An 18,831-nucleotide genomic window follows, 5' to 3' on the forward strand; every position below is an offset into this window, starting at 1 on the left:
CCCTTGCGGCGGCCAAACTAACCGTCCAGTGCGACCGAGTTCGGCGCTCACCATTCTCCAGCCATCGCCGCCCCTGGCGGCTGCGATGGCTGTGCTTTCAAGGAATCAGAATGCTCCAACGTCAAGTCATCAATGCCTCCGTCAGCCCCAAGGGTAGCCTCGAAACCCTGTCCCAACGTGAAGTCCAGCAACTGAGTGAAGCCGGTACCGGCAGCATCTACACGTTGTTCCGCCAGTGCGCCCTGGCCATCCTCAACACCGGCGCGCATATCGACAACGCCAAGACCATCCTCGACGCCTACAAAGACTTTGAAGTGCGTATCCACCAGCAAGACCGTGGCGTGCGCCTGGAACTGTTGAACGCGCCCGCCGATGCCTTCGTCGATGGCGAAATGATCGCCAGCACCCGCGAAATGCTCTTCAGCGCCCTGCGCGATATCGTCTACACCGAGAACGAGCTGGACAGCCAGCGCATCGACCTGAGCAACTCCCAGGGCATCACCGACTACGTGTTCCACCTGCTGCGCAACGCCCGTACCTTGCGCCCCGGTGTCGAGCCGAAAATCGTGGTGTGCTGGGGCGGGCACTCGATCAATACCGAAGAATACAAATACACCAAGAAGGTCGGCCACGAATTGGGCCTGCGCAGCCTCGACGTGTGCACCGGCTGCGGCCCCGGCGTGATGAAAGGCCCGATGAAAGGCGCGACCATTTCCCACGCCAAGCAACGCATCACCGGCGGCCGTTACCTGGGCCTGACCGAGCCGGGCATCATCGCCGCCGAAGCGCCAAACCCCATCGTTAACGAGCTGGTGATTCTGCCGGACATCGAAAAACGCCTGGAAGCCTTTGTGCGCGTGGGCCACGGCATCATCATCTTCCCGGGCGGCGCCGGCACGGCCGAAGAGTTCCTGTACCTGCTGGGCATCCTGATGCACCCGGACAACCGCGACGTGCCGTTCCCGGTCATCCTCACCGGGCCGAAACAGGCCGCGCCGTACCTGCAACAGCTGCACGCGTTTGTGGGCGCCACCCTTGGCGAAGCAGCCCAGGCGCACTACCAGATCATCATTGACGACCCAGCCGAAGTGGCGCGCCAGATGACCGCCGGGCTCAAGGCCGTGAAGCAGTTCCGTCGTGAGCGCAACGACGCGTTCCACTTCAACTGGCTGCTGAAGATCGACGAAGGCTTCCAGCGCCCGTTCGACCCCACCCACGAAAACATGGCCAGCCTGCAACTGAGCCACGCGCTGCCGCCCCATGAACTGGCGGCCAACCTGCGCCGTGCGTTCTCGGGGATTGTGGCCGGTAACGTCAAGGACAAGGGCATTCGCCTGATCGAGCAGCACGGCCCGTATGAGATCCACGGCGACCCGGCGATCATGAAGCCGTTGGACGAGCTATTGCAGGCGTTTGTCGCCCAGCACCGCATGAAGTTGCCGGGCGGCGCCGCCTATGTGCCGTGCTATCGCGTGGTGCAGTAACTGGCGCTGCACCGCCACACATTTGATTTCCACCAACAGGCCGGGGGGTGCCCGTTTGGACACCCCGATTGTGGTCCAGGCGCGTAGCCGGCGCGTTCGACAATGGGTTGCATGGCGGCGGGGATAATGAGCTGACGTTCGGTCATAGCTTGTATCTCTTGGGGTCGCAGGCGGGCGTGTGAGCGCGCAACGTTCGAGCTAGGGTTTTACTTGTTACCCACTCACTCACACCAGCCGAGCACCCTATGGACCAACGGATCTTGTCCTTCATCAATCCTTACCCTAACGTAAGGAATATCACGATGGAGATCTTCGCTATGGCCACCGCCACACTCACCTCAAAAGGGCAAATCACTATCCCCGTGCAAGTGCGCACCGCGCTTGGCCTGGAAACAGGCGACCGGGTTGAATTTGTCGAAACGGAAGACGGCAGGTTTTCCATTATCGCCGCGAGCAAAACCGTGCAGGACCTCAAGGGGCTGATCCGCAAGCCCGCACAGGCCGTGTCGATCGAAGACATGAACCGCGCCATCGCCGCGCAAGGAGCAAACGCCGGATGATCGGGCTCGATACCAATGTGCTGGTGCGCTACGTCACCCAGGATGACCCTGTGCAATCGCCCAAGGCCTCGGCGCTGATCGAGTCGCTCACCAGCGTGTCGCCGGGCTTTGTCAGCCTGGTGTCGGTGGTGGAATTGGTCTGGGTACTGCAAAGCTGCTATCAATCGGCCAAAGGCGACGTGGTGACCGTGCTGGAAACGCTGCTGCGCACCCGCGAACTGACCGTCGAACACGCCGAGATCATCTGGCAGGCGCTGCGAAGATTCACGGCCGGCAAAGCCGATTTCGCCGACTACCTGATCGAACGCTGCGCCCACGCAGCCGGCTGTGAATACACCGCCACCTTTGACCTCAACGCGGCCAAGGCCACGGGGATGAAACGCCTGGCCTGAGTCGCAGCATTGCGACGAATGCCGGGCTTTGGTAAAAAACGCCACCGCCCTTGATCAAGAGAACTCACCACGTGCGCACGTTGCTGCTTGTTGCCATGGCCATGGCGCCCACCCTCGCTTTGGCCGACACCATCACCTGGCCCGACCTGCCGAAAACCTGTTTCGTCAGCGGCCGCTCCGCGACCACCGTGGACATCGACAGCGGCTGCGCGGCATTTACGATGAATGTACAAGGCAAGCCGGCGGGTTCACCGATCAACGTGGATGTGCCGCAGTACGCCCTGCATATGGATGAAACCACCGGCAAGGAAACACCGGTGATCATCATCCAGGCCGAAGAACAAGGCGAGACCCAGATAGTTGGCTATCAGGAACTGGGCAGTGACCAACTCGGCGCCGCGCTGCTGCGTGAGGTCAAGCTGTTAGGTACCCAAAAGCCGAGCTAGCCGTTTTGTGAGGTGCCAGGTTCAGCGAACCCAGCCACCGCGCTGCCAGTGGTAACCGTCATTGCGCTGCACCCAGTGCGGATGCACATAACGATAACCTTCGCGCACCTGCTCCCAATGGCCGTGCACCGCTACATAGCGCCCGCCTTCCCAGCGCCAGTAACCGCGTGACCACACATAGCCATAGCGTGCCGCCGGCTCGACTTCGATCACTTGCACCGGCGGCGGCTGTGGCGCCACCACCTCGACATACTCACGTTGCACCGGCCCGCGCTCATGCACCACGCGCTCTTGTACACACCCGGAAGCCGCGACGACAATCGCCGCCAATGCCGCATAACGTAGCAACATACAAAAATCCTCGGGCGTTAACGCCCAACACCTGCACCCGTAAAAAATGCCCCCTTGTTTCAGCCGCGCTCCTGCTTAGGCCTGGGTTCTTTGTAACAGGTGGTGTCTGTCAGCTTGCTGAACCTGCAGGCCTCACAAGGCACACGCGACGGCCGGTCGTTTCAAGCGCACCAACAGCAACCCAGCCACCACCACCGCCATGCCGGCGTAGGTCGGCCCGGCGATCACATCACCAAACATCAGCGCCGCCCACACCAAAGTCACTGGCGGCTCCAGATAGACCAGCGCCGCAACATGGGTCGCCGTCATGACCCGCAACAACATCCACAAACTCAAGTAGGCGACGAATGTGGAGAACAGCGTCAACCAGACAATCGAGATCAACACGTCAGGGTCATGGGGAATACTCAGCGTGTCGGTATAGAGCACCGCAGCGGTAAAGCCGACCAGGGTCAGCAGCGACTGGATGAACAGCGGCAACACCAAGCCTGCGCCCTGGCGTTGTACGGCGCGGCGCTCATACAAGGTCGCCAGCGTCAGCCCCAACGCCGAGGCCAGTGGCAACAGGTACATGACCAGGTCGACGCTTTGACCACCGCTGCCGTATTGCCCGGCAATCACGATCGACACCCCGGCAAAGCTGATCATCAGCCCGACCCACTGCCAGCCGCCGCTGCGCTCCGCCGCGCTGCCGGTCGACAGTGCCGCCGTCATCAACGGCTGCAGCGCTGCGATGATGGCAGCAATGCCGGGGGGCAAGCCGTTTTGGATCGCCACATAGAGGCAACTCAAGTACAGGAACTGCGACAGAAAGCCGATCACAGCGTAATGGCGGATCTGAGCCCATGAAACCGTCAGCAACCTCACGTTCAAAAACACCCCCAGGCACACCGAGACCAACAGGAAGCGCCAGAACAGCAGGTTGAACGCCCCGCCGCCTTGAGTACCTAACTTGGCGCCGATATAGCCGGAGCTCCACGAGAGCACAAACGCTGCCTGCAACAGCAGCCGCTTTAAGTTTGATCGCGTCATGAAGCCTCCTGTCAGTGCACGTTGACTGAAAGGCTAAGGGCCGCGCATGCTTCTGTATATTTGAATTACCTGCATTACTAATCCTCAATAGTGGAATCATGGCCAAACAACTGAACATTGACCTGCTGCGCACCTTCCACGCCGTGGCCCGCTTTCGCCGCTTCAATGAGGCGGCCGAGTACGTGCACCGCAGCGCGTCGACCGTGACCACCCAGATTCAAAAGCTCGAAGACCAAATCGGCCAGCGCCTGTTCACCCGTAGCAACCAAGGCGTCGAGCTGACCCTGTACGGCAAGAAGCTTCTGGGCGAAACCACCGAGTTTCTCAAGAGCCACGACCGCCTGCTGATCGCGCTGATGCCGCAACGCATGCAGGGCAAGATCCGCCTGGGCATTCCCGACACCTATGCACCGGCGTTCATGCAGGCGTTCCTGCCCCGCTTGATCGCCGACAACCCGCTGCTGGAGCTGGAAGTGGAAGCGCGCACCAGCGGCGAACTGCTGACTATGTTTATGGCCGACCAGCTCGACCTGGCCATCACCGTCAGCGCACAACCGCTGGCCCAGGGCGAACGCCTGGGGCCGGTGCAGCCGCTGTGGGTGGCGGCCGAGGGCTTCAGTTGCCCGCCGAATGCAGCGCTGCCGATCACCGTGCCGGTGGCCGGCTGCCCGTACCGTGCGGCGGCGTTGCAGGCGCTGAAGGATCACGGGATTTACCACCGGGTATTGCTGGAGAGCCCCAACTCCACGGCGGTCGAGGCCTGCATTCGCAGCGGCGTGGCGGTGGGGTTGATCGAGAAAAGCCGCATGGGCAGCGGGCTGACGCAAAAGATTGCAGGGTTCGAGTTACCCCCACTGCCGGTGCATCATCTGTACCTGCTGTGCGATAGCAGCAATGCACTGGCCCTGCATCTGTATGCGCAGGTTAAACAGGGCTTCCACATTTGAGCCCTCACGTTTAGCCCAAGCGCGCCAGTACCGCCTCGATAAACCGCCGCAACTTGGCGGTGCGCTGTCGGTTGGCGGTGTAGACCAAGTGCATGGGGCGGCTGGGCGCCTCAAATGCCGGCAGTACCCGCACCAACTCGCCCCGGGCCAAGGCCGGGCGCAGGAAGTCTTCGGCGCCCAGCACGATGCCGAAGCCATCCAGTGCCGCCGACATCAACGCCCTGCTTTCATTGATCTGAAGGCGGCTGGCGACCTGCACCGTGTAGGGCGTCGCGCCTTGGTGGAAGACCCATTCCCGGTCCGCCGGGCGTGACCAAAAGGCGTAGCCCAGGCATTCATGGTGCGCAAGGTCCGCCGGGCACTGTGGCGTCCCCCGCGCCGCCAGGTAAGCAGGCGCTGCGCACACCACCAGGCGATAAGGCGCCAGCGGCCGCGCGGTCAAACCGGTGGTGGCCAGGGGGCCGATGCGGAACGCCGCCTCATAGCCCTCCTCCACCAGGTCGACGAAACGGTCCGTCAGGTGCAGGTCAATTTCCACGTCCGGGTTATCACGCAAAAACGCGGTAATCAGCGGCATCAGGCTGTAGGAACCGAAGGTGACCGGGGCGGTGACTCTCAGCTTGCCGCGCGGCGTGTCATTCATGATCTGGGCAAGCGAATCAGCCGCCTCAGCCTCCGTCAGGATATGTTTGCAGCGTTCGTAGTATGCGTGCCCCAACTCCGTCAGGCTTTGCCGACGCGTGGTGCGGTTGAGCAAGCGCGCGCCGAGGCGTTGCTCCAGGGCAGTAACATGCTTGGCAACCATTTGCGCGGACATGCTCAAGCGCTCCGCGGCGCGGGCGTAGGAGCCCAGCTCGGCGGCCATCACAAAGGCATTCATGCTTGAAAGACGGTCCATCATTCCCCACTCCCAGTAACAACACCTGCTTCGAAATGCTCATTTATCGCCAGTCAGTTGCCAATCATCATAACCGCTCGATGACTGACGAGGAGCAGGACCATGAAGATCGGCGTGATTGGAGCAGGTTTTATCGGGCGTGCCGTGGCCCAACTGGCCCTGACGGCCGGGCACGCGGTGATGCTGAGCAACTCCCGTGGCCCGCAGACCATGAGCAGCGTGCGCAGCGGCATACCCGGCGTGCATGTGGGCAGCGCGCAGGAAGCCGCGCAGTTTGGCGACGTGGTGCTGGTGGCGATTCCACTTGAACACTACCGCAGCGTGCCCGCGCAGTGGCTGGAAGGCAAAACGGTGCTGGACGCCAACAATTACTACCCTGACCGCGATGGGCATATCCCGGTGCTGGACCGTTTTGAAACCACCACCAGCCGCCTGTTGGCCGAGCATTTTGCCGACTCAAAGGTCGTCAAAGTGTTTAATGCAATCTTTGACTCAGACATCAACCGCGATGCACGCCCCCACGGTGCGCCTGACCGTCGCGCCCTGCCGGTGGCCGCCGATGATGCGACGGCGAAGGCGCAGGTGATTGCGCTGCTCGACGAGTTGGGTTTCGACGCCGTGGACGCGGGCACGCTGGATGACAGCTGGCGCTTTGAACGGGCCAAGCCTGCGTACTGCGTGCCGCTGGATAAAGCCGGTTTAAAGGCCGCATTGGCCGCTGCCGAGCGCACGGTTGAACTGCCGCCAGCCGAACGCTCCCGCACCTGAACACACGCCCACAAAAAAGCCCGCTGACCGTTACCGGTTCAGCGGGCTTTTTAACATCGGGCTTGGCTTACAGCGCCAGGTCAGATGCCGGCTTGCTCGGCTCAGCCGCAGGCTTGGCAGCCTCGGTGGCTTCGGTTGCCTTTAGAGCGTTCATCTGCGGAATGGCAGGCGGTGGGGTCAGTTGCAGGACGCCGGCCGTGTAGGCCCACTCCTTCGCAACAGCCTCAGGGCTGTCATTCAGCTTGGTGCCATAGCTCGGCACGATCTGGTGCAGCTTGGCTTGCCACTCAGGGGTCGCCACTTTGTCCTTGAACACTTTTTGCAGCACGGTCAGCATGATCGGAGCCGCGGTGGACGCGCCTGGCGATGCACCCAACAGGCCTGCGATGGTGTTGTCGGCGGAGCTGACCACTTCGGTGCCGAGTTTCAGGACGCCGCCCTGCTCCTCGTCACGCTTGATGATCTGCACGCGCTGGCCGGCTTGCCACAGGCGCCAATCGGACTGCTTGGCGTTCGGGAAGTACTCTTGCAGCGCCTTGAAGCGGTCGTCGTCCGACAGCATCAGTTGGCCGGCAAGGTACTCAACCAGTGGGTATTCACGAATACCGACTTTGGTCATTGGCCAGATGTTGTGAGTGGTGGTGCTGGTCAGTAGGTCCAGGTACGAGCCTTCTTTGAGGAACTTGGTCGAGAAGGTTGCGAATGGGCCAAACAGAATCACGCGCTTGCCATCCAGCACGCGGGTGTCCAGGTGCGGAACCGACATCGGTGGCGCGCCAACCGAAGCCTTACCGTAGGCCTTGGCCATGTGCTGCTCGGCGATGGCCGGGTTATCGGTCACCAGGAACGAACCGCCAACCGGGAAGCCGGCGTATTCCTTGGCTTCAGGAATGCCCGACTTTTGCAGCAGGTGCAGTGCACCGCCGCCCGCGCCGATGAACACAAACTTGGCGTCGGTTTCGGTCTTGGTGCCGTCTTTCAGGTTTTTGTAGCTCACACGCCACGAACCGTCGGCGTTCTTGGTGATGTCCTGCACTTCGCTCGACAATTTCAGGTCAAACTTCGGCGTGGTTTGCAGGTGTGCGACGAACTGGCGGGTGATCTCGCCGAAGTTCACGTCGGTGCCGATCGGGGTCCAGGTGGCGGCGATCTTCTGCTTCGGATCACGGCCTTCCATCATCAATGGAACCCACTTGGCGATCTGCGCCGGGTCTTCGGAGTACTGCATACCGGCGAACAGCGGGCTGGCTTGCAGGGCTTCGTAGCGCTTTTTCAGGAACTTGATGTTGTCATCGCCCCACACAAAGCTCATGTGCGGTGTGGAGTTGATGAACGAACGCGGGTTCTTCAGCACGCCCTGCTGGACCTGCCAGGACCAGAACTGACGGGAAATCTGGAACGCTTCGTTGATCTCGACCGCTTTCGGGATCTCAACGGTGCCATCCTTGTTTTCCGGGGTGTAGTTCAGCTCGGCCAGGGCCGAGTGACCGGTACCGGCGTTGTTCCAGCCGTTGGAGCTTTCTTCGGCCACGCCATCAAGACGCTCGACCATCTCCATCGACCAGTCCGGCTGCAGCTCGTTGAGCCAAACACCCAGGGTCGCACTCATGATGCCGCCGCCGATCAGCAGCACATCGACTTTCTTTGCCTCTTCCGCCTGAACGGACGTGATCCCCATCGACAAAGCCAGCCCCAGCAGGGCAGTGTTTACTTTCTTAAACATCAGTAGCACCTATGATAAAACGCCATCCGCCCTACCGCCCCTGACTCTGCAGACCGTAGGGTGGGCACACAAGGCCGACGTAGCGACCTCACTGTTTTTGTCCCTTCTGCGCTGACTTCTTATCATTATTGGCTTCAGCTACCTGGGCGACAGCCAACCGCCGGGACGTATACGGGTGTACGCACCGGGGAAAGACTAGACCAAGACGGCGCGCAGAATATCACGCTGAACCGCATTTATGCGCCGTTTGGCCAATTGACAGCGCTAAATCGCGGCTTTTAACGCGCAGGTGTCAAGCGTCACAGCCGCGACCTGGGGTCACAGGGTGTTTAATCAAACTGAACGCTGGCGCAAAACGCTGTTCTAGACACTTTCGTGGCGGCTTGCGTAGCATCGGCCACTGACCTTCGTGCACTTCTTTCCTACAGAGTTACCCATGACTACCCAGCAAACACCCGGGCACGTACTGCCCGCGCGCAGCGCCGCCAAAATGGAAGCGGCCATGGCCGTGGGCGCCTTCGCGATCGGCACCGGCGAATTCGCCATCATGGGCCTGATGCCCGACATCGCCCAGAACCTGGGCTTAAGCGAACCCCAAGTCGGCCACGCCATCAGCGCCTACGCCCTCGGCGTCATGGTCGGCGCGCCACTGCTGGCCATCCTCGGCGCCAAACTGCTGCGCAAACACATGCTCTTACTGCTGATGGGCCTCTACGCCCTCGGCAACCTCGCCACCGCCTTCACCCCCACCTTCGGCTCGCTGGTGGCCTTCCGCTTTATCAGCGGCCTGCCCCACGGCGCCTACTTCGGCATCGCCGCCGTCGTCGCCTCCAGCATGGTGCCCAACGACAAACGCGCTGGCGCCGTGGCCCGGGTGATGATGGGCCTCACCCTCGCCATGCTGCTCGGCAACCCCATCGCCACCTTCCTCGGCCAACACCTGGGCTGGCGCTCGGCGTTCGCGCTGGTCAGCGCCATCGCCCTGTGCACCATCGCCCTGGTCTGGCAATTCGTCCCCGACCGCCACGACGAACCGCGCAGCGACCCGCGCAAAGAACTGCGCGCCTTCACCAAACCCCAAGTGTGGATGGCCCTGTCGATCGGCGCGATTGGCTTTGCCGGCATGTTCTGCGTGTTCAGCTACCTCGCCCCGACCATGCTCGAAGTGACCAAAGTCTCGCCCCAATGGATCCCCTTCGGCCTCGCCGCCTTTGGCGTCGGCGGCATCATCGGCAACATCGCCGGCGGCAAACTGTTCGACCGCCTGCAATTTCGCGCCGTGGGCTGGATCATGGTGTGGTCGATGGCCGTACTGATCTTCTTCACCTTCGCCGCCAGCTCGCTGTGGAGCGTACTGCTGGGCATCGGTTTGGTCGGCACCATGATTGCCATGGCCGCGCCGCTGCAAATCCGCCTGATGGACATTGCCCACGAAGCCCCAAGTTTGGCGGCAGCCTCCAACCACGCAGCGTTCAACCTGGCAAACGCGCTGGGGCCGTGGTTTGGCGGGATGGCGATTACAGCGGGATATGGTTGGACCAGCACCGGCTACATCGGCGCCGCCACCGCGCTGGTTGGCCTGGGCATCTACTTGATCGCCCGCCGCATGAAAGGCGGCCACTGACATTTTACAGGCCACCCCCGCTCCAATGTGGGAGCGGGCTTGCCCGCGATAGCGGTGGGTCAGTCACCAAATCAATGACTGCCCCACCACTCCATCAATCATCATGCAACAACCCCGACCCATACTCCCCATAACTACTCCCCAACCCACTCCCGCCAAAATTCATCTTGGCCGCCTTACTCGGGCTATGGTCCCCAAACGCCTGGCACCCGCCAGTAAAACAAGGGTCACCCCGCCCGCCCGACGACCCCGTCGAACAAGCGCCCAACAGCAACGTGCCAGCAATCAACGCGACTTTAACCAGGTTCGAGATCATGTTTTCAGTTCCCTGTGGGCTGGAGGCACGGGGGTCCTCTCTTGAAGAGGATCGTAGACCTCAAAGGCGCTGGGGATTATGAAATTTTGCGCGGTGACAGCAGGGGTTCAGGTTGCCGCCTTGGAGTAAGGCGGCGGGGTTGGGGGTCAGGCGGTGGCTGGATTGGAGGCAGGCGCGACTTGCTCTTGGGCGCGGGCGACGAGTAGCGCGCTTAGGTCGATGAGTTGTTGGATGCCCAGGATGATGGCGCGGTGCGGGTCTTCGAGGTCGAAGGCCAGGGTGGCGGTTATTTGGTTGGCGGAATCGAGGTGCTCGGCGGCGTTGGCTAGGAGGGTTTCGGTGTCGATGTTGGGGCTGACGGAGAATAGGTTGCCGGGTGGGTGGTCGACGGGGGCGGCGCTGTCATCAGATGGCGGCAGGTAATGATGAATAGCGCGCTGAGCCGCAGCGTGAAGCTTGGCATCAATGGGTTCAGCGTTTGAGGCATGAGGCGGATTAGGCGTGACCTTGTACATGGCGAAGCTCCTTTAGAATTTCAGGAACTACCAAACTCACTTCCACATGAGGGTGGCAGCTGTACGCAGGTGTGGAAGACCAGGGCTAAAGGACCCGGCGCACCGAAGTGCCCCGCGCACAGCCGCCATAAGCAATCATACAGACGTAAAAAAACGCCGGTAGGTGTTTATGGGCGATTGAACGCCTTCAGCTTGGTCGGACTTCCACATCCGGCCGCTGGGTTTGCAGCGGCTGGAGGAGGTTAGCTAGGGGTGGTCTGAGGGGCAAGCTGAGAAAGGCGTGGGAAATTTCCCCATGGATTTTAGCCCGTTGCCGAGATTACTCCATGCTGTGTTAGTCGTCACGATGATGGATTGGGCGTAGCCCTCCCCCAACACCTTTGCCTTACGGGCCGAGCCGCTATAACCCTTTCGCGTTGTAGCAATTTCTAAGCAAGTTGAAATCACTGCCTGACGAGGGCACTACGGGACTATGCTTATACTTTTTCTCGGAAGGAGCCGACGCCATGCGCGGTGATTATTCGCTGTCCGATGTACTTGAGAGGATGTACACCAACCAGTTGGCCTTGGAAGCAGCCGTAATGGAGCTGACACTGCACTTGCAACAGCAAGGCTCGTCAGAGGTAGGGAATAATGTTCGTGATGCGCTTGACACGATTGGTGAAAACGCCGGCCATATCAAACAGGGCTTAGCCAAGCTCAAGGGTTCGAGTTTCGGCCAAGCCTAAACCATTTCAAGTTTGCTGTCGGTAACCCCAACGTGGGCAGCGTACGGTGCTGGCAGGCAGCAATCGGCCAATAGATGCCCCGTGATCAGCGGTATTCGACCAGGAGCGATCACTGTAAAGCAGTAAAAGTGTATTCCCGGTGAACGCTCTGCAACCTATGCTGGATTTTCACGATCCAAATGTACATGTCGGCGGGAGCAAGGTGGTTTGCTGCGGCCAATATTTATCGGGCTCGTCTTTTTTTTGCCTTAGGGTTAAAGTCAGCTCTCAATGTCGCTTTATGACCTAACGGACCTGGATCATGACCCCTGACTGGAATTGGTTTTTCAGTACGCTCTCGCAATCGACCGCTGCTATTGTTGGTATTATCGGCGCATTCATTATTGCTAAGATATTTGCGAACCAAGCATCCTTCAATGAAAAAAACAATAGAATGAAATCTTTTATTGTTGAGTCTCGAAAAATTCTCGACAAAATCGACACGATTGATTTTGACTGGTACAACCGCGAAACGAACTCTGCTGCACATAGTAGTGCTGATCGTGAGATCGCAAAATTCAAACAAGAAGAGTCATCTGAGGTTTCAGATGAAATGCTCCTTGAGATTTACGAAGAAGCTAATTTTTCAGTGCTCTCAGAGCGTGGCCCCATACTTGATAAACTGCGTGAAAAGGTTAACAACGTTTGCCATCAGAATCTTGAAAGGCGGCTTCGCAAAGAGGCGGCTGATCGCGCCAGAGAGCAAAGCAATAGCGGCCAGCTTACAGGCCTGGCTCAAATTAACGCTTTGATGCGCGCAAACACATCGCTTTTCGATATTGACACACGCCAAACGGTGCTAAATGTCCCAGGACTCAGCCCCCCTTGGATCCCGCTGCAAAAGGAATGGGATTTGATTACTGTGTGTCACTTAGAGGCAAAGCATCATGCTCGAGTCGTAAGCGACTTCCTCGAATCGGTGAAAGGCAACCCCGAATCCCCACCACAGATCACTTGGTCATTGCTAATGGTAGGGCTCATTTTCCTAACGGGTGTAATCTATCCGTTAACCTTTATGCCAGCAGTTAGCCTACCCACATTTATCTTTCCATGGGCAGAATTAAGTAATGCGTTTCTATCCGTAAAAGGTGCTTTGCTTTCACTACTAGCTGCTTCATTTTCGTTTGTCTTTTTGATGTTCACCCGTACGAACATATCCATGAAGTATGCAGCGGAGCAAATAGGAGAGTTAGAAAAACTTGCTGACGTAAAAAACTATAGCGCTTACTTTAGATATCTAGCTCAACGCTCAGCGGAATAACCCCCCTCTCATGCGGTCGTTTTTTTACTTGGTTAACTTTAATACAAACTCTCAGTATACGCTTCTACTTGGTGGTTGCCACTACTGTAGGTTCAGCGTCGGCCTGCCGCCTGAGATAGAGAACCAAACCTCTCTAGGGGCCCGCGATGGATGAGGCTGGGTATAACTGCTGACCGAGTAGAAGCTTTGGGTCGTAAGCATCCTCTCGTTACGCCGCAATTGCTCACACCCCAATCGTGTAGGAGTATGCGGAGAATTTGGAGGGATAGCCGCATCCTGCGACGACCCCGTTTGGCGTGCTGACAAGCTTCCACCGTCCTATCTCGGTAGCAATTTCTAGGGAATTAGTTGCAGCCACTTATGCGCACCAATTGCTCAGCACGCTGAACCGGTTATGCGTCATGATTGATCAGTCACCAATCTGATAAGGATGTATTGATATGGAGCCAGCGTACGTCACGGCGATCATCTCTGCGGGCGCAGGTATCGTGGGTGTTCTGAGTGGGAATATTTTTGTACTGATCAAAGAGACTTTGGTGAAGGCGGACAAGGTGAAAAAGGACACAGCTTACTTAGGAGTAATTGTCGTTTCCCATCTCGAAAGGTTTGCATCGGGTTGTTTGGAGGTCGCGCTAGATGACGGGACTCAGTATGGACGCCCCGCCGGCGATAGAGGTGAGCACGAGGCAGTGGTTGTGCCACCAGAGTTTTCTCCACTCAACATCAATGTCGAATGGGGATTGCTACCTACAGATTTGCTGTACGCAATCCTTCGGCTTCCAGATCAGCAGGACCAGCTTCAGGGTATCCTTGCCGGCATAAAAGAATCCCAGGCGGACCACCCTGAACACACAGAGTACTTCTGGCTAAGAATGCGAGAGTTTGCTGTGTTAGGCCTTCGCGCGTCCTGCTTAGCGAAAAAATTGCGTAAACACGCAGCGCTGCCTGATGATGAGTCGGATGACAATGAGTGGAGCCGCGACAAAGTTTTGGAAAGGGTCATAGCCGGTATCGACTCCAAGCGATTTGCATATGAAAGCCAAATGCGAAATCCGTAAATTCTAGGTCAACATTTTGCAGGCAATCAACGCCGACTACGTATGCGGCCCCTCGTTTCGTAAAGCTGCGAGGGCTTAGGGCGACCAGGAGAATAATCCCCCTCTAGAATTGGTGCGCCCCTTACGCTGTTTTAAAAGGCAGCAATGCTGCGACAGATTTCGCTGTGAAAAGGCACAATTAAAAAACACAGATCTAATCAATCGCTTACGACGTTAAAAATGGAAGCCACAATGAACAAAATAAGAGCAATAGATATAAAAACAAAGAAAAAAATCAATCCAAACGGATCAATGAGAGTTGAGTTTATATACAAGAACAAAAGCTGCCAAGTTCTCGAAATAAAAGGAAAAAAAGCGGACATATGCTCAAACAACCAAACAATGATAAAGGATTTTGAGAATATAATAAGAACCTTAAAAGTCGCAATAAAAATTAACATGAACGTCTTAACAGATCCGCACGTAATTGAAGAGTTTGATAACGCGAACGACCTACACATAATCTCCAACAGCCTATTCATATCAAGCGTAGTTACTTACTGCAAATGCGCAACCCCTTCAAACGCACGAAAAGAAAAAAACACTCACTCAACACACATACTAGAAAAACTTACACCTGAACAAATAGCAACACACAACACCATAAAAAAACTTCGAGATAAGTGGGCCGCTCATACAGATAAAAACCAGATAGAATCTTCGAAAACTCTTTTTGTTTTTGATCCTGAAGGAAAGCTTGAACCTACATTCATCCATCATACCTCTTACGGCGCGTCAATAATTATTTCACAACTTGAAGAGTTCCTTCTTCTCGCAGAAACCTCAATTGAAATCTTAATAAGCAAACAAAAAAAAGACAGCGCAGATCTATTCAAAACAGAGTTAAAGAACTTCAACTTCCTTGAAGAGGTAAAAAAAATATCAAACTCTCTGACTTATCACGAACCCTAAAGCCACTCAAAATTTTAGTTCTAAAAAAGGGGCGAATTTATTTTTTAAATCCCCCTTCTTTTCTAAGCAAGCCAAATCCACACCAACGTCGCTCCGTCGCCACAGGTTCAGTTGTTGCACGCCGCAGAGGATGGGATGCATATCGATACATTTAAATGGGGATGAGCACAGTTCTGGGCCAAGGGCAGACGCCCGACCCGATTAACGCACGCGTAGAGACGGTCGCAATGGGAAAGCTCTTCAACCAATTTTGGCCGAATGGCCGATCCCTGGGGCCGAGTGAAGGGTGGTATGAGTGGGTCAAAGACCATGACGATCCGAAGAGAAAGCAACCCTACTTCATTCGCCTGAAGAATCAGAAACCAATGTTCTTTGGCGCGCTTGCCCAAGTTCATCCTGGCCTGGATCCACGACGGCGATGGGTTCGTAATCATCACCGCCGCCAGTGATCAGGGCATGGTGGACATCCACGACCGCAGGCCGTTGATGCTGACACTTGAGCACGCCAGGGAATGGATTGATCCCAACCTTACTCCAGTGCGGGCCGAGGAAATAGCGAAGGAATGTTGCCAGCCTGTGGAGGACTTTGAGTAGTATGCCGTTGGCAAAGCAGTAGACAATGTGAAAAACCAGGGAGCTGATTTACTGCTGCCGGTGCCGTCCAAAGATTTTTGACGCTGTCAGAATAGCCCTCCCAATGCCGCTGGCTCCCAGTTCAATATCACCAACTCTCTGCTGACCTCAGCCTTGCCTTGCCTTTGGTTTGTGTTGCTGTAACGAATGTCGACTGTTTCAAAATGGAATCCTTCGAACACCCGCCGGATGTCAGGGTGATCGTTGATGCTGACCATTACCTTGCCTTTGCAGCGGCGCATGAAGTCGGCCATGCGCTCATAGTTCTCGAACGGAAAATCCACGCCATAGCCGGCGGTCTGCCAGTAAGGCGGGTCCATATAGTGAAAGGTATGAGCGCGGTCATAGCGCTCCGCACATTCAAGCCAGGGGAGATGTTCAACGTAAGTACCGGACAGACGCTGCCAGGCGGCCGAGAGGTTTTCCTCGATCCGGAGATATCGGGGTCAGACCACGATACTTCGCACGCCTTAACCCGCGGTCTGCCACTAAGGTGGATCCACGCAGTGGAATGTATGGGGACGTTCTTAGCGCTGTGCACACTCCAGCTAGCCCAGGTTTTCAGCGTAGGCGCCGCCAAGCTGCCGATAGATGTGACTCAATCCGCAGCAGTTTGATCGCGGAATGCCGACAGGATGCGTAGGACCGGGTATTCCGCTACAATTTCGCCTCTTTAAGCGAATCCCATCAGCAGTCTATAAACTCCTGACCGGTTCTTTATTAGCGCCACAGGGAAGCAAACCTGACAATGATACATAGAGCGATATCGAATAAACTGCTCCAGATTGACGCTCTAGATGGATTGCGGGGGCTGGCTGCGTTAATCGTAGTGTTTAGCCACACCAGCAACTTCAATATGTTTTTCGTCCCCTCCCTAAACTTCAGAGGCATTGGAAAATCGGGCGTCTTTCTTTTTTTCTTGCTCAGCTCTTTCCTGCTGACCCGTCAAATCATTACAACCAGCAACAAAATATTTACGCTTGAATTCATGTTGAATTATTGGCAGAGAAGATTTTTCAGAATCTATCCTTTGTACACCTTCTACTTGTTATTAGCGCTGGTAACTACCTGGGCATCTGTGAAGTATTATGGTATTAGCTACGGACAACCCTTCAATCTTGACCTCCACGGACTTTTTAACGAACTCATACTTACCGAATCACGGGGCATCGAATGGAGCATCGCAGTAGAATTCAAGTTTTATTTCGTGCTTCCATTTCTGGCTGGAATATTCTTGGTGATCAAGAAGAAGGGGCTCATTGCATGCTCTGCCGTCTACATCTGCCTGATTCTGCTTTCCCAGTGGATTTCACCGCAAAGCGAATCCTTGCTTAACGACACAAGACTCACCCCTTACCTGCCAATATTCATTACGGGGGTATTCGTAGCATTCCTGCAAGAGGCACTGCAGGACAAGGAATGGTTTCCAACTTTTTGCCAATACCTCGGCTATATTGGCCTAGCCGTTGTAATAATAATGACGCCCACGGTGTATTCTCTTATCACATCCCCCGTGAAGGGCGACTACTTTCACAGAGACTTTATTTTGTACGCTGCGGCATGGTCACTGGTCATGCTAGCATCGGTAAACCATGATGGATTGATTAAAAAAGCATTGTCCGCTAAACCACTTCGAACACTAGGTGCACTTAGCTTCAGCATTTACCTGCTCCATCCTATCTTTCTAGCTGCCGCCCTCTACTACAACATGAGCAGTTTTACCGGTGCATGGTTTGTTCTATTGACTTCGCTTGCGGCCGCCTACCTCACGTTCCGCTTCATCGAACAGCCTACTTCCAGGTTGAAGTTTTCGGGCGACAACCGAAAACTTGCTCGTTCCTGACCAGGTTTTACCAAGCGTCCAGCTCTGGCGACATAAGGGCTGGACGCCTGAAGCCCACACGGCCTATTTCTATATTGGGGTCAAAACACAATATCCGACGCAGTGAACACCTTGAGACCCTAGGTTTTTTCCAGACCGCAAGGTGAAAGACGCAGATCACACCTCCCCACACCCAAGACCCATCCCTGATAAACTGCGCCCCATTCCCCCCGCTGACTCAGATCCCCCAATGCCCCTACAATCCGCCCCACTCCCCCGCCGCTTCTCCGTCGCCCCCATGATGGATTGGACGGACCGCCACTGCCGGTACTTCCTGCGCCTGCTCTCCAAGCACACCCTGCTCTACACCGAGATGGTCACCACTGGCGCGATCCTCCACGGCGACCACGAGCGCTTCCTGCGCCACAACGAAGCCGAGCACCCACTCGCGCTGCAATTGGGCGGCAGCGTCCCCGCCGACCTGGCCGCCTGCGCGCGTATGGCTGAGGCTGCCGGTTACGACGAGGTGAACTTGAACGTCGGCTGCCCGAGTGATCGGGTGCAGAACAATATGATCGGCGCGATCTTGATGGCGCACCCTGCCCTGGTGGCGGAGTGTGTGAAGGCGATGCGGGATGCGGTGTCGATTCCGGTGACGGTGAAGCATCGTATCGGGATTAATGGGCGGGACAGTTATGCCGAGTTGTGTGATTTCGTTGGCACGGTGAGGGATGCGGGGTGTACCAGTTTTACGGTGCATGCGCGGATTGCGATTCTGGAGGGGTTGTCGCCGAAGGAGAATCGCGACATTCCGCCGTTGCGGTATGACGTGGCGGCGCAGTTGAAGCAGGATTTCCCGGCGTTGGAGATTGTGTTGAACGGCGGGATCAAGACGCTGGAGCAGTGCCAGGCGCATTTGCAGGTGTTTGATGGGGTGATGTTGGGGCGGGAGGCTTATCACAATCCGTATGTGTTGGCGCAGGTGGATCAGCAGTTGTTTGGCAGTGCGGCGCCGGTGGTGAGTCGGGCGCAGGTGTTGGCGCAGTTGCGGCCTTATATTGCGGAGCATTTGGCCAGTGGTGGGGCGATGCATCACATTACTCGGCATGTGTTGGGGTTGGGGACTGGGTTTCCGGGGGCGCGTCGGTTCAGGCAGTTGTTGTCGGTGGATATTCATAAGGCGAGTGATCCGTTGGCGTTGTTGGATCAGGCTGGGGAGTTGTTGGAGGGGCGGTGAGGGGTTGGGTGGCTGGGCTGTTGTGGCGAGCAGGCTTGCCCATCCA

19 protein-coding genes and 3 pseudogenes are annotated in these 18,831 nt (G+C 56.8%); 14 read left to right on the plus strand and 8 right to left on the minus strand.

The annotated features are described in order from the left end of the window. Positions 1–110: 110 nt before the first annotated feature. A complete protein-coding gene (gene ppnN / locus AOA59_RS31015; RefSeq protein ID WP_065929254.1) occupies positions 111–1,484 on the plus strand; it encodes a nucleotide 5'-monophosphate nucleosidase PpnN in 1,374 nt (457 codons plus the stop codon). A gap of 3 nt (positions 1,485–1,487) precedes the next feature. On the opposite strand, the pseudogene AOA59_RS33295 reads toward ppnN, so the two are convergent. Further along, positions 1,488–1,577, minus strand: a pseudogene (locus tag AOA59_RS33295) (RidA family protein); the annotation flags it as partial. Between the two features lie 209 nt (positions 1,578–1,786). Here AOA59_RS33295 and AOA59_RS31025 point away from each other — a divergent pair. The 3 genes from AOA59_RS31025 (at position 1,787) to AOA59_RS31035 (ending at position 2,882) form a co-directional block, all read left to right on the plus strand. Beyond that, a complete protein-coding gene (locus AOA59_RS31025; RefSeq protein ID WP_065929253.1) occupies positions 1,787–2,044 on the plus strand; it encodes an AbrB/MazE/SpoVT family DNA-binding domain-containing protein in 258 nt (85 codons plus the stop codon). After that, positions 2,041–2,436 carry a PIN domain-containing protein gene (locus AOA59_RS31030; RefSeq protein WP_099490064.1) on the plus strand — a complete coding sequence of 132 codons (396 nt, stop codon included), beginning with the start codon at positions 2,041–2,043 and terminating at the stop codon, positions 2,434–2,436. The genes AOA59_RS31025 and AOA59_RS31030 overlap by 4 nt, the downstream gene beginning before the upstream one ends. 101 nt (positions 2,437–2,537) lie before the next feature. Continuing rightward, positions 2,538–2,882 (plus strand): hypothetical protein, encoded by a 345-nt coding sequence (locus AOA59_RS31035; protein WP_069788755.1) that lies wholly within the window; start codon positions 2,538–2,540, stop codon positions 2,880–2,882. A gap of 21 nt (positions 2,883–2,903) precedes the next feature. Here the strand turns inward: AOA59_RS31035 and AOA59_RS31040 are convergent, their stop codons facing one another. Together AOA59_RS31040 and AOA59_RS31045 are read right to left on the minus strand one after the other, a co-directional pair. Further along, a complete protein-coding gene (locus tag AOA59_RS31040; RefSeq protein WP_099490065.1) occupies positions 2,904–3,233 on the minus strand; it encodes a YXWGXW repeat-containing protein in 330 nt (109 codons plus the stop codon). Positions 3,234–3,365: 132 nt separating this feature from the next. Further along, positions 3,366–4,265, minus strand: a complete 900-nt coding sequence (locus AOA59_RS31045) for a DMT family transporter (protein WP_099490066.1) — start codon at positions 4,263–4,265, stop codon at positions 3,366–3,368. Positions 4,266–4,363: 98 nt separating this feature from the next. Here AOA59_RS31045 and AOA59_RS31050 point away from each other — a divergent pair, with 98 nt between their 5' ends. Then, entirely contained in the window at positions 4,364–5,212 is an 849-nt protein-coding gene (locus AOA59_RS31050) for a LysR family transcriptional regulator (RefSeq protein WP_099490067.1), read from the plus strand. A 10-nt stretch (positions 5,213–5,222) separates the two neighbouring features. Here AOA59_RS31050 and AOA59_RS31055 read toward each other — a convergent pair whose 3' ends face one another. Further along, positions 5,223–6,113 (minus strand): LysR family transcriptional regulator, encoded by an 891-nt coding sequence (locus AOA59_RS31055; RefSeq protein ID WP_099490068.1) that lies wholly within the window; start codon positions 6,111–6,113, stop codon positions 5,223–5,225. 99 nt (positions 6,114–6,212) lie between these two features. On the opposite strand from AOA59_RS31055, the gene AOA59_RS31060 reads away from it, so the two are divergent. Next, complete coding sequence (locus AOA59_RS31060) at positions 6,213–6,878, plus strand: NADPH-dependent F420 reductase (RefSeq protein WP_099490069.1); 666 nt, start codon at positions 6,213–6,215, stop codon at positions 6,876–6,878. A 67-nt stretch (positions 6,879–6,945) separates the two neighbouring features. Here AOA59_RS31060 and mqo read toward each other — a convergent pair whose 3' ends face one another. Continuing rightward, positions 6,946–8,601, minus strand: a complete 1,656-nt coding sequence (gene mqo / locus AOA59_RS31065; RefSeq protein ID WP_099490070.1) for a malate dehydrogenase (quinone) — start codon at positions 8,599–8,601, stop codon at positions 6,946–6,948. Between the two features lie 436 nt (positions 8,602–9,037). Between mqo and AOA59_RS31070 the strand changes: the two genes are divergently transcribed. Then, positions 9,038–10,225: an MFS transporter gene (locus AOA59_RS31070; RefSeq protein ID WP_099490071.1), complete on the plus strand. Its 1,188-nt coding sequence runs from the start codon at positions 9,038–9,040 to the stop codon at positions 10,223–10,225. Between the two features lie 94 nt (positions 10,226–10,319). On the opposite strand, the gene AOA59_RS33300 is transcribed toward AOA59_RS31070, so the two are convergent. Both AOA59_RS33300 and AOA59_RS31080 read right to left on the minus strand, forming a co-directional pair. After that, positions 10,320–10,541, minus strand: a complete 222-nt coding sequence (locus AOA59_RS33300) for a hypothetical protein (RefSeq protein ID WP_099490072.1) — start codon at positions 10,539–10,541, stop codon at positions 10,320–10,322. 146 nt (positions 10,542–10,687) lie between these two features. Beyond that, on the minus strand, positions 10,688–11,056 hold the full coding sequence (locus AOA59_RS31080; RefSeq protein WP_099490073.1) for a DUF6124 family protein: 369 nt from the start codon (positions 11,054–11,056) through the stop codon (positions 10,688–10,690). Positions 11,057–11,562: 506 nt separating this feature from the next. Between AOA59_RS31080 and AOA59_RS31085 the strand changes: the two genes are divergently transcribed. The 5 genes and pseudogenes from AOA59_RS31085 to AOA59_RS31105 form a co-directional block, all read left to right on the plus strand. Continuing rightward, on the plus strand, positions 11,563–11,784 hold the full coding sequence (locus AOA59_RS31085) for a hypothetical protein (protein WP_099490074.1): 222 nt from the start codon (positions 11,563–11,565) through the stop codon (positions 11,782–11,784). Between the two features lie 301 nt (positions 11,785–12,085). After that, a complete protein-coding gene (locus AOA59_RS31090) occupies positions 12,086–13,084 on the plus strand; it encodes a hypothetical protein (RefSeq protein ID WP_099490075.1) in 999 nt (332 codons plus the stop codon). A gap of 440 nt (positions 13,085–13,524) precedes the next feature. Then, a complete protein-coding gene (locus tag AOA59_RS31095) occupies positions 13,525–14,142 on the plus strand; it encodes a hypothetical protein (RefSeq protein WP_099490076.1) in 618 nt (205 codons plus the stop codon). Between the two features lie 231 nt (positions 14,143–14,373). Further along, positions 14,374–15,093, plus strand: coding sequence for a hypothetical protein (locus AOA59_RS31100; RefSeq protein ID WP_099490077.1), 720 nt, complete (start codon positions 14,374–14,376; stop codon positions 15,091–15,093). 84 nt (positions 15,094–15,177) lie between these two features. Then, positions 15,178–15,768, plus strand: a pseudogene (locus AOA59_RS31105) (SOS response-associated peptidase family protein); the annotation flags it as partial. Between the two features lie 5 nt (positions 15,769–15,773). Here the strand turns inward: AOA59_RS31105 and AOA59_RS31110 are convergent. Continuing rightward, positions 15,774–16,163: pseudogene (locus AOA59_RS31110) on the minus strand (DNA adenine methylase); the annotation flags it as partial. Positions 16,164–16,474: 311 nt separating this feature from the next. On the opposite strand from AOA59_RS31110, the gene AOA59_RS31120 reads away from it, so the two are divergent. Together AOA59_RS31120 and dusA are read left to right on the plus strand one after the other, a co-directional pair. Next, complete coding sequence (locus AOA59_RS31120; RefSeq protein WP_099490078.1) at positions 16,475–17,569, plus strand: acyltransferase; 1,095 nt, start codon at positions 16,475–16,477, stop codon at positions 17,567–17,569. 229 nt (positions 17,570–17,798) lie between these two features. Further along, positions 17,799–18,785 carry a tRNA dihydrouridine(20/20a) synthase DusA gene (dusA, locus tag AOA59_RS31125; RefSeq protein ID WP_099490079.1) on the plus strand — a complete coding sequence of 329 codons (987 nt, stop codon included), beginning with the start codon at positions 17,799–17,801 and terminating at the stop codon, positions 18,783–18,785. The last annotated feature ends 46 nt before the right edge of the window (positions 18,786–18,831 follow it).

Origin of the sequence: Pseudomonas sp. 2822-15 (assembly GCF_002742515.1) — a bacterium.
Taxonomy (GTDB): Bacteria; Pseudomonadota; Gammaproteobacteria; order Pseudomonadales; family Pseudomonadaceae; genus Aquipseudomonas; species Aquipseudomonas salomonii.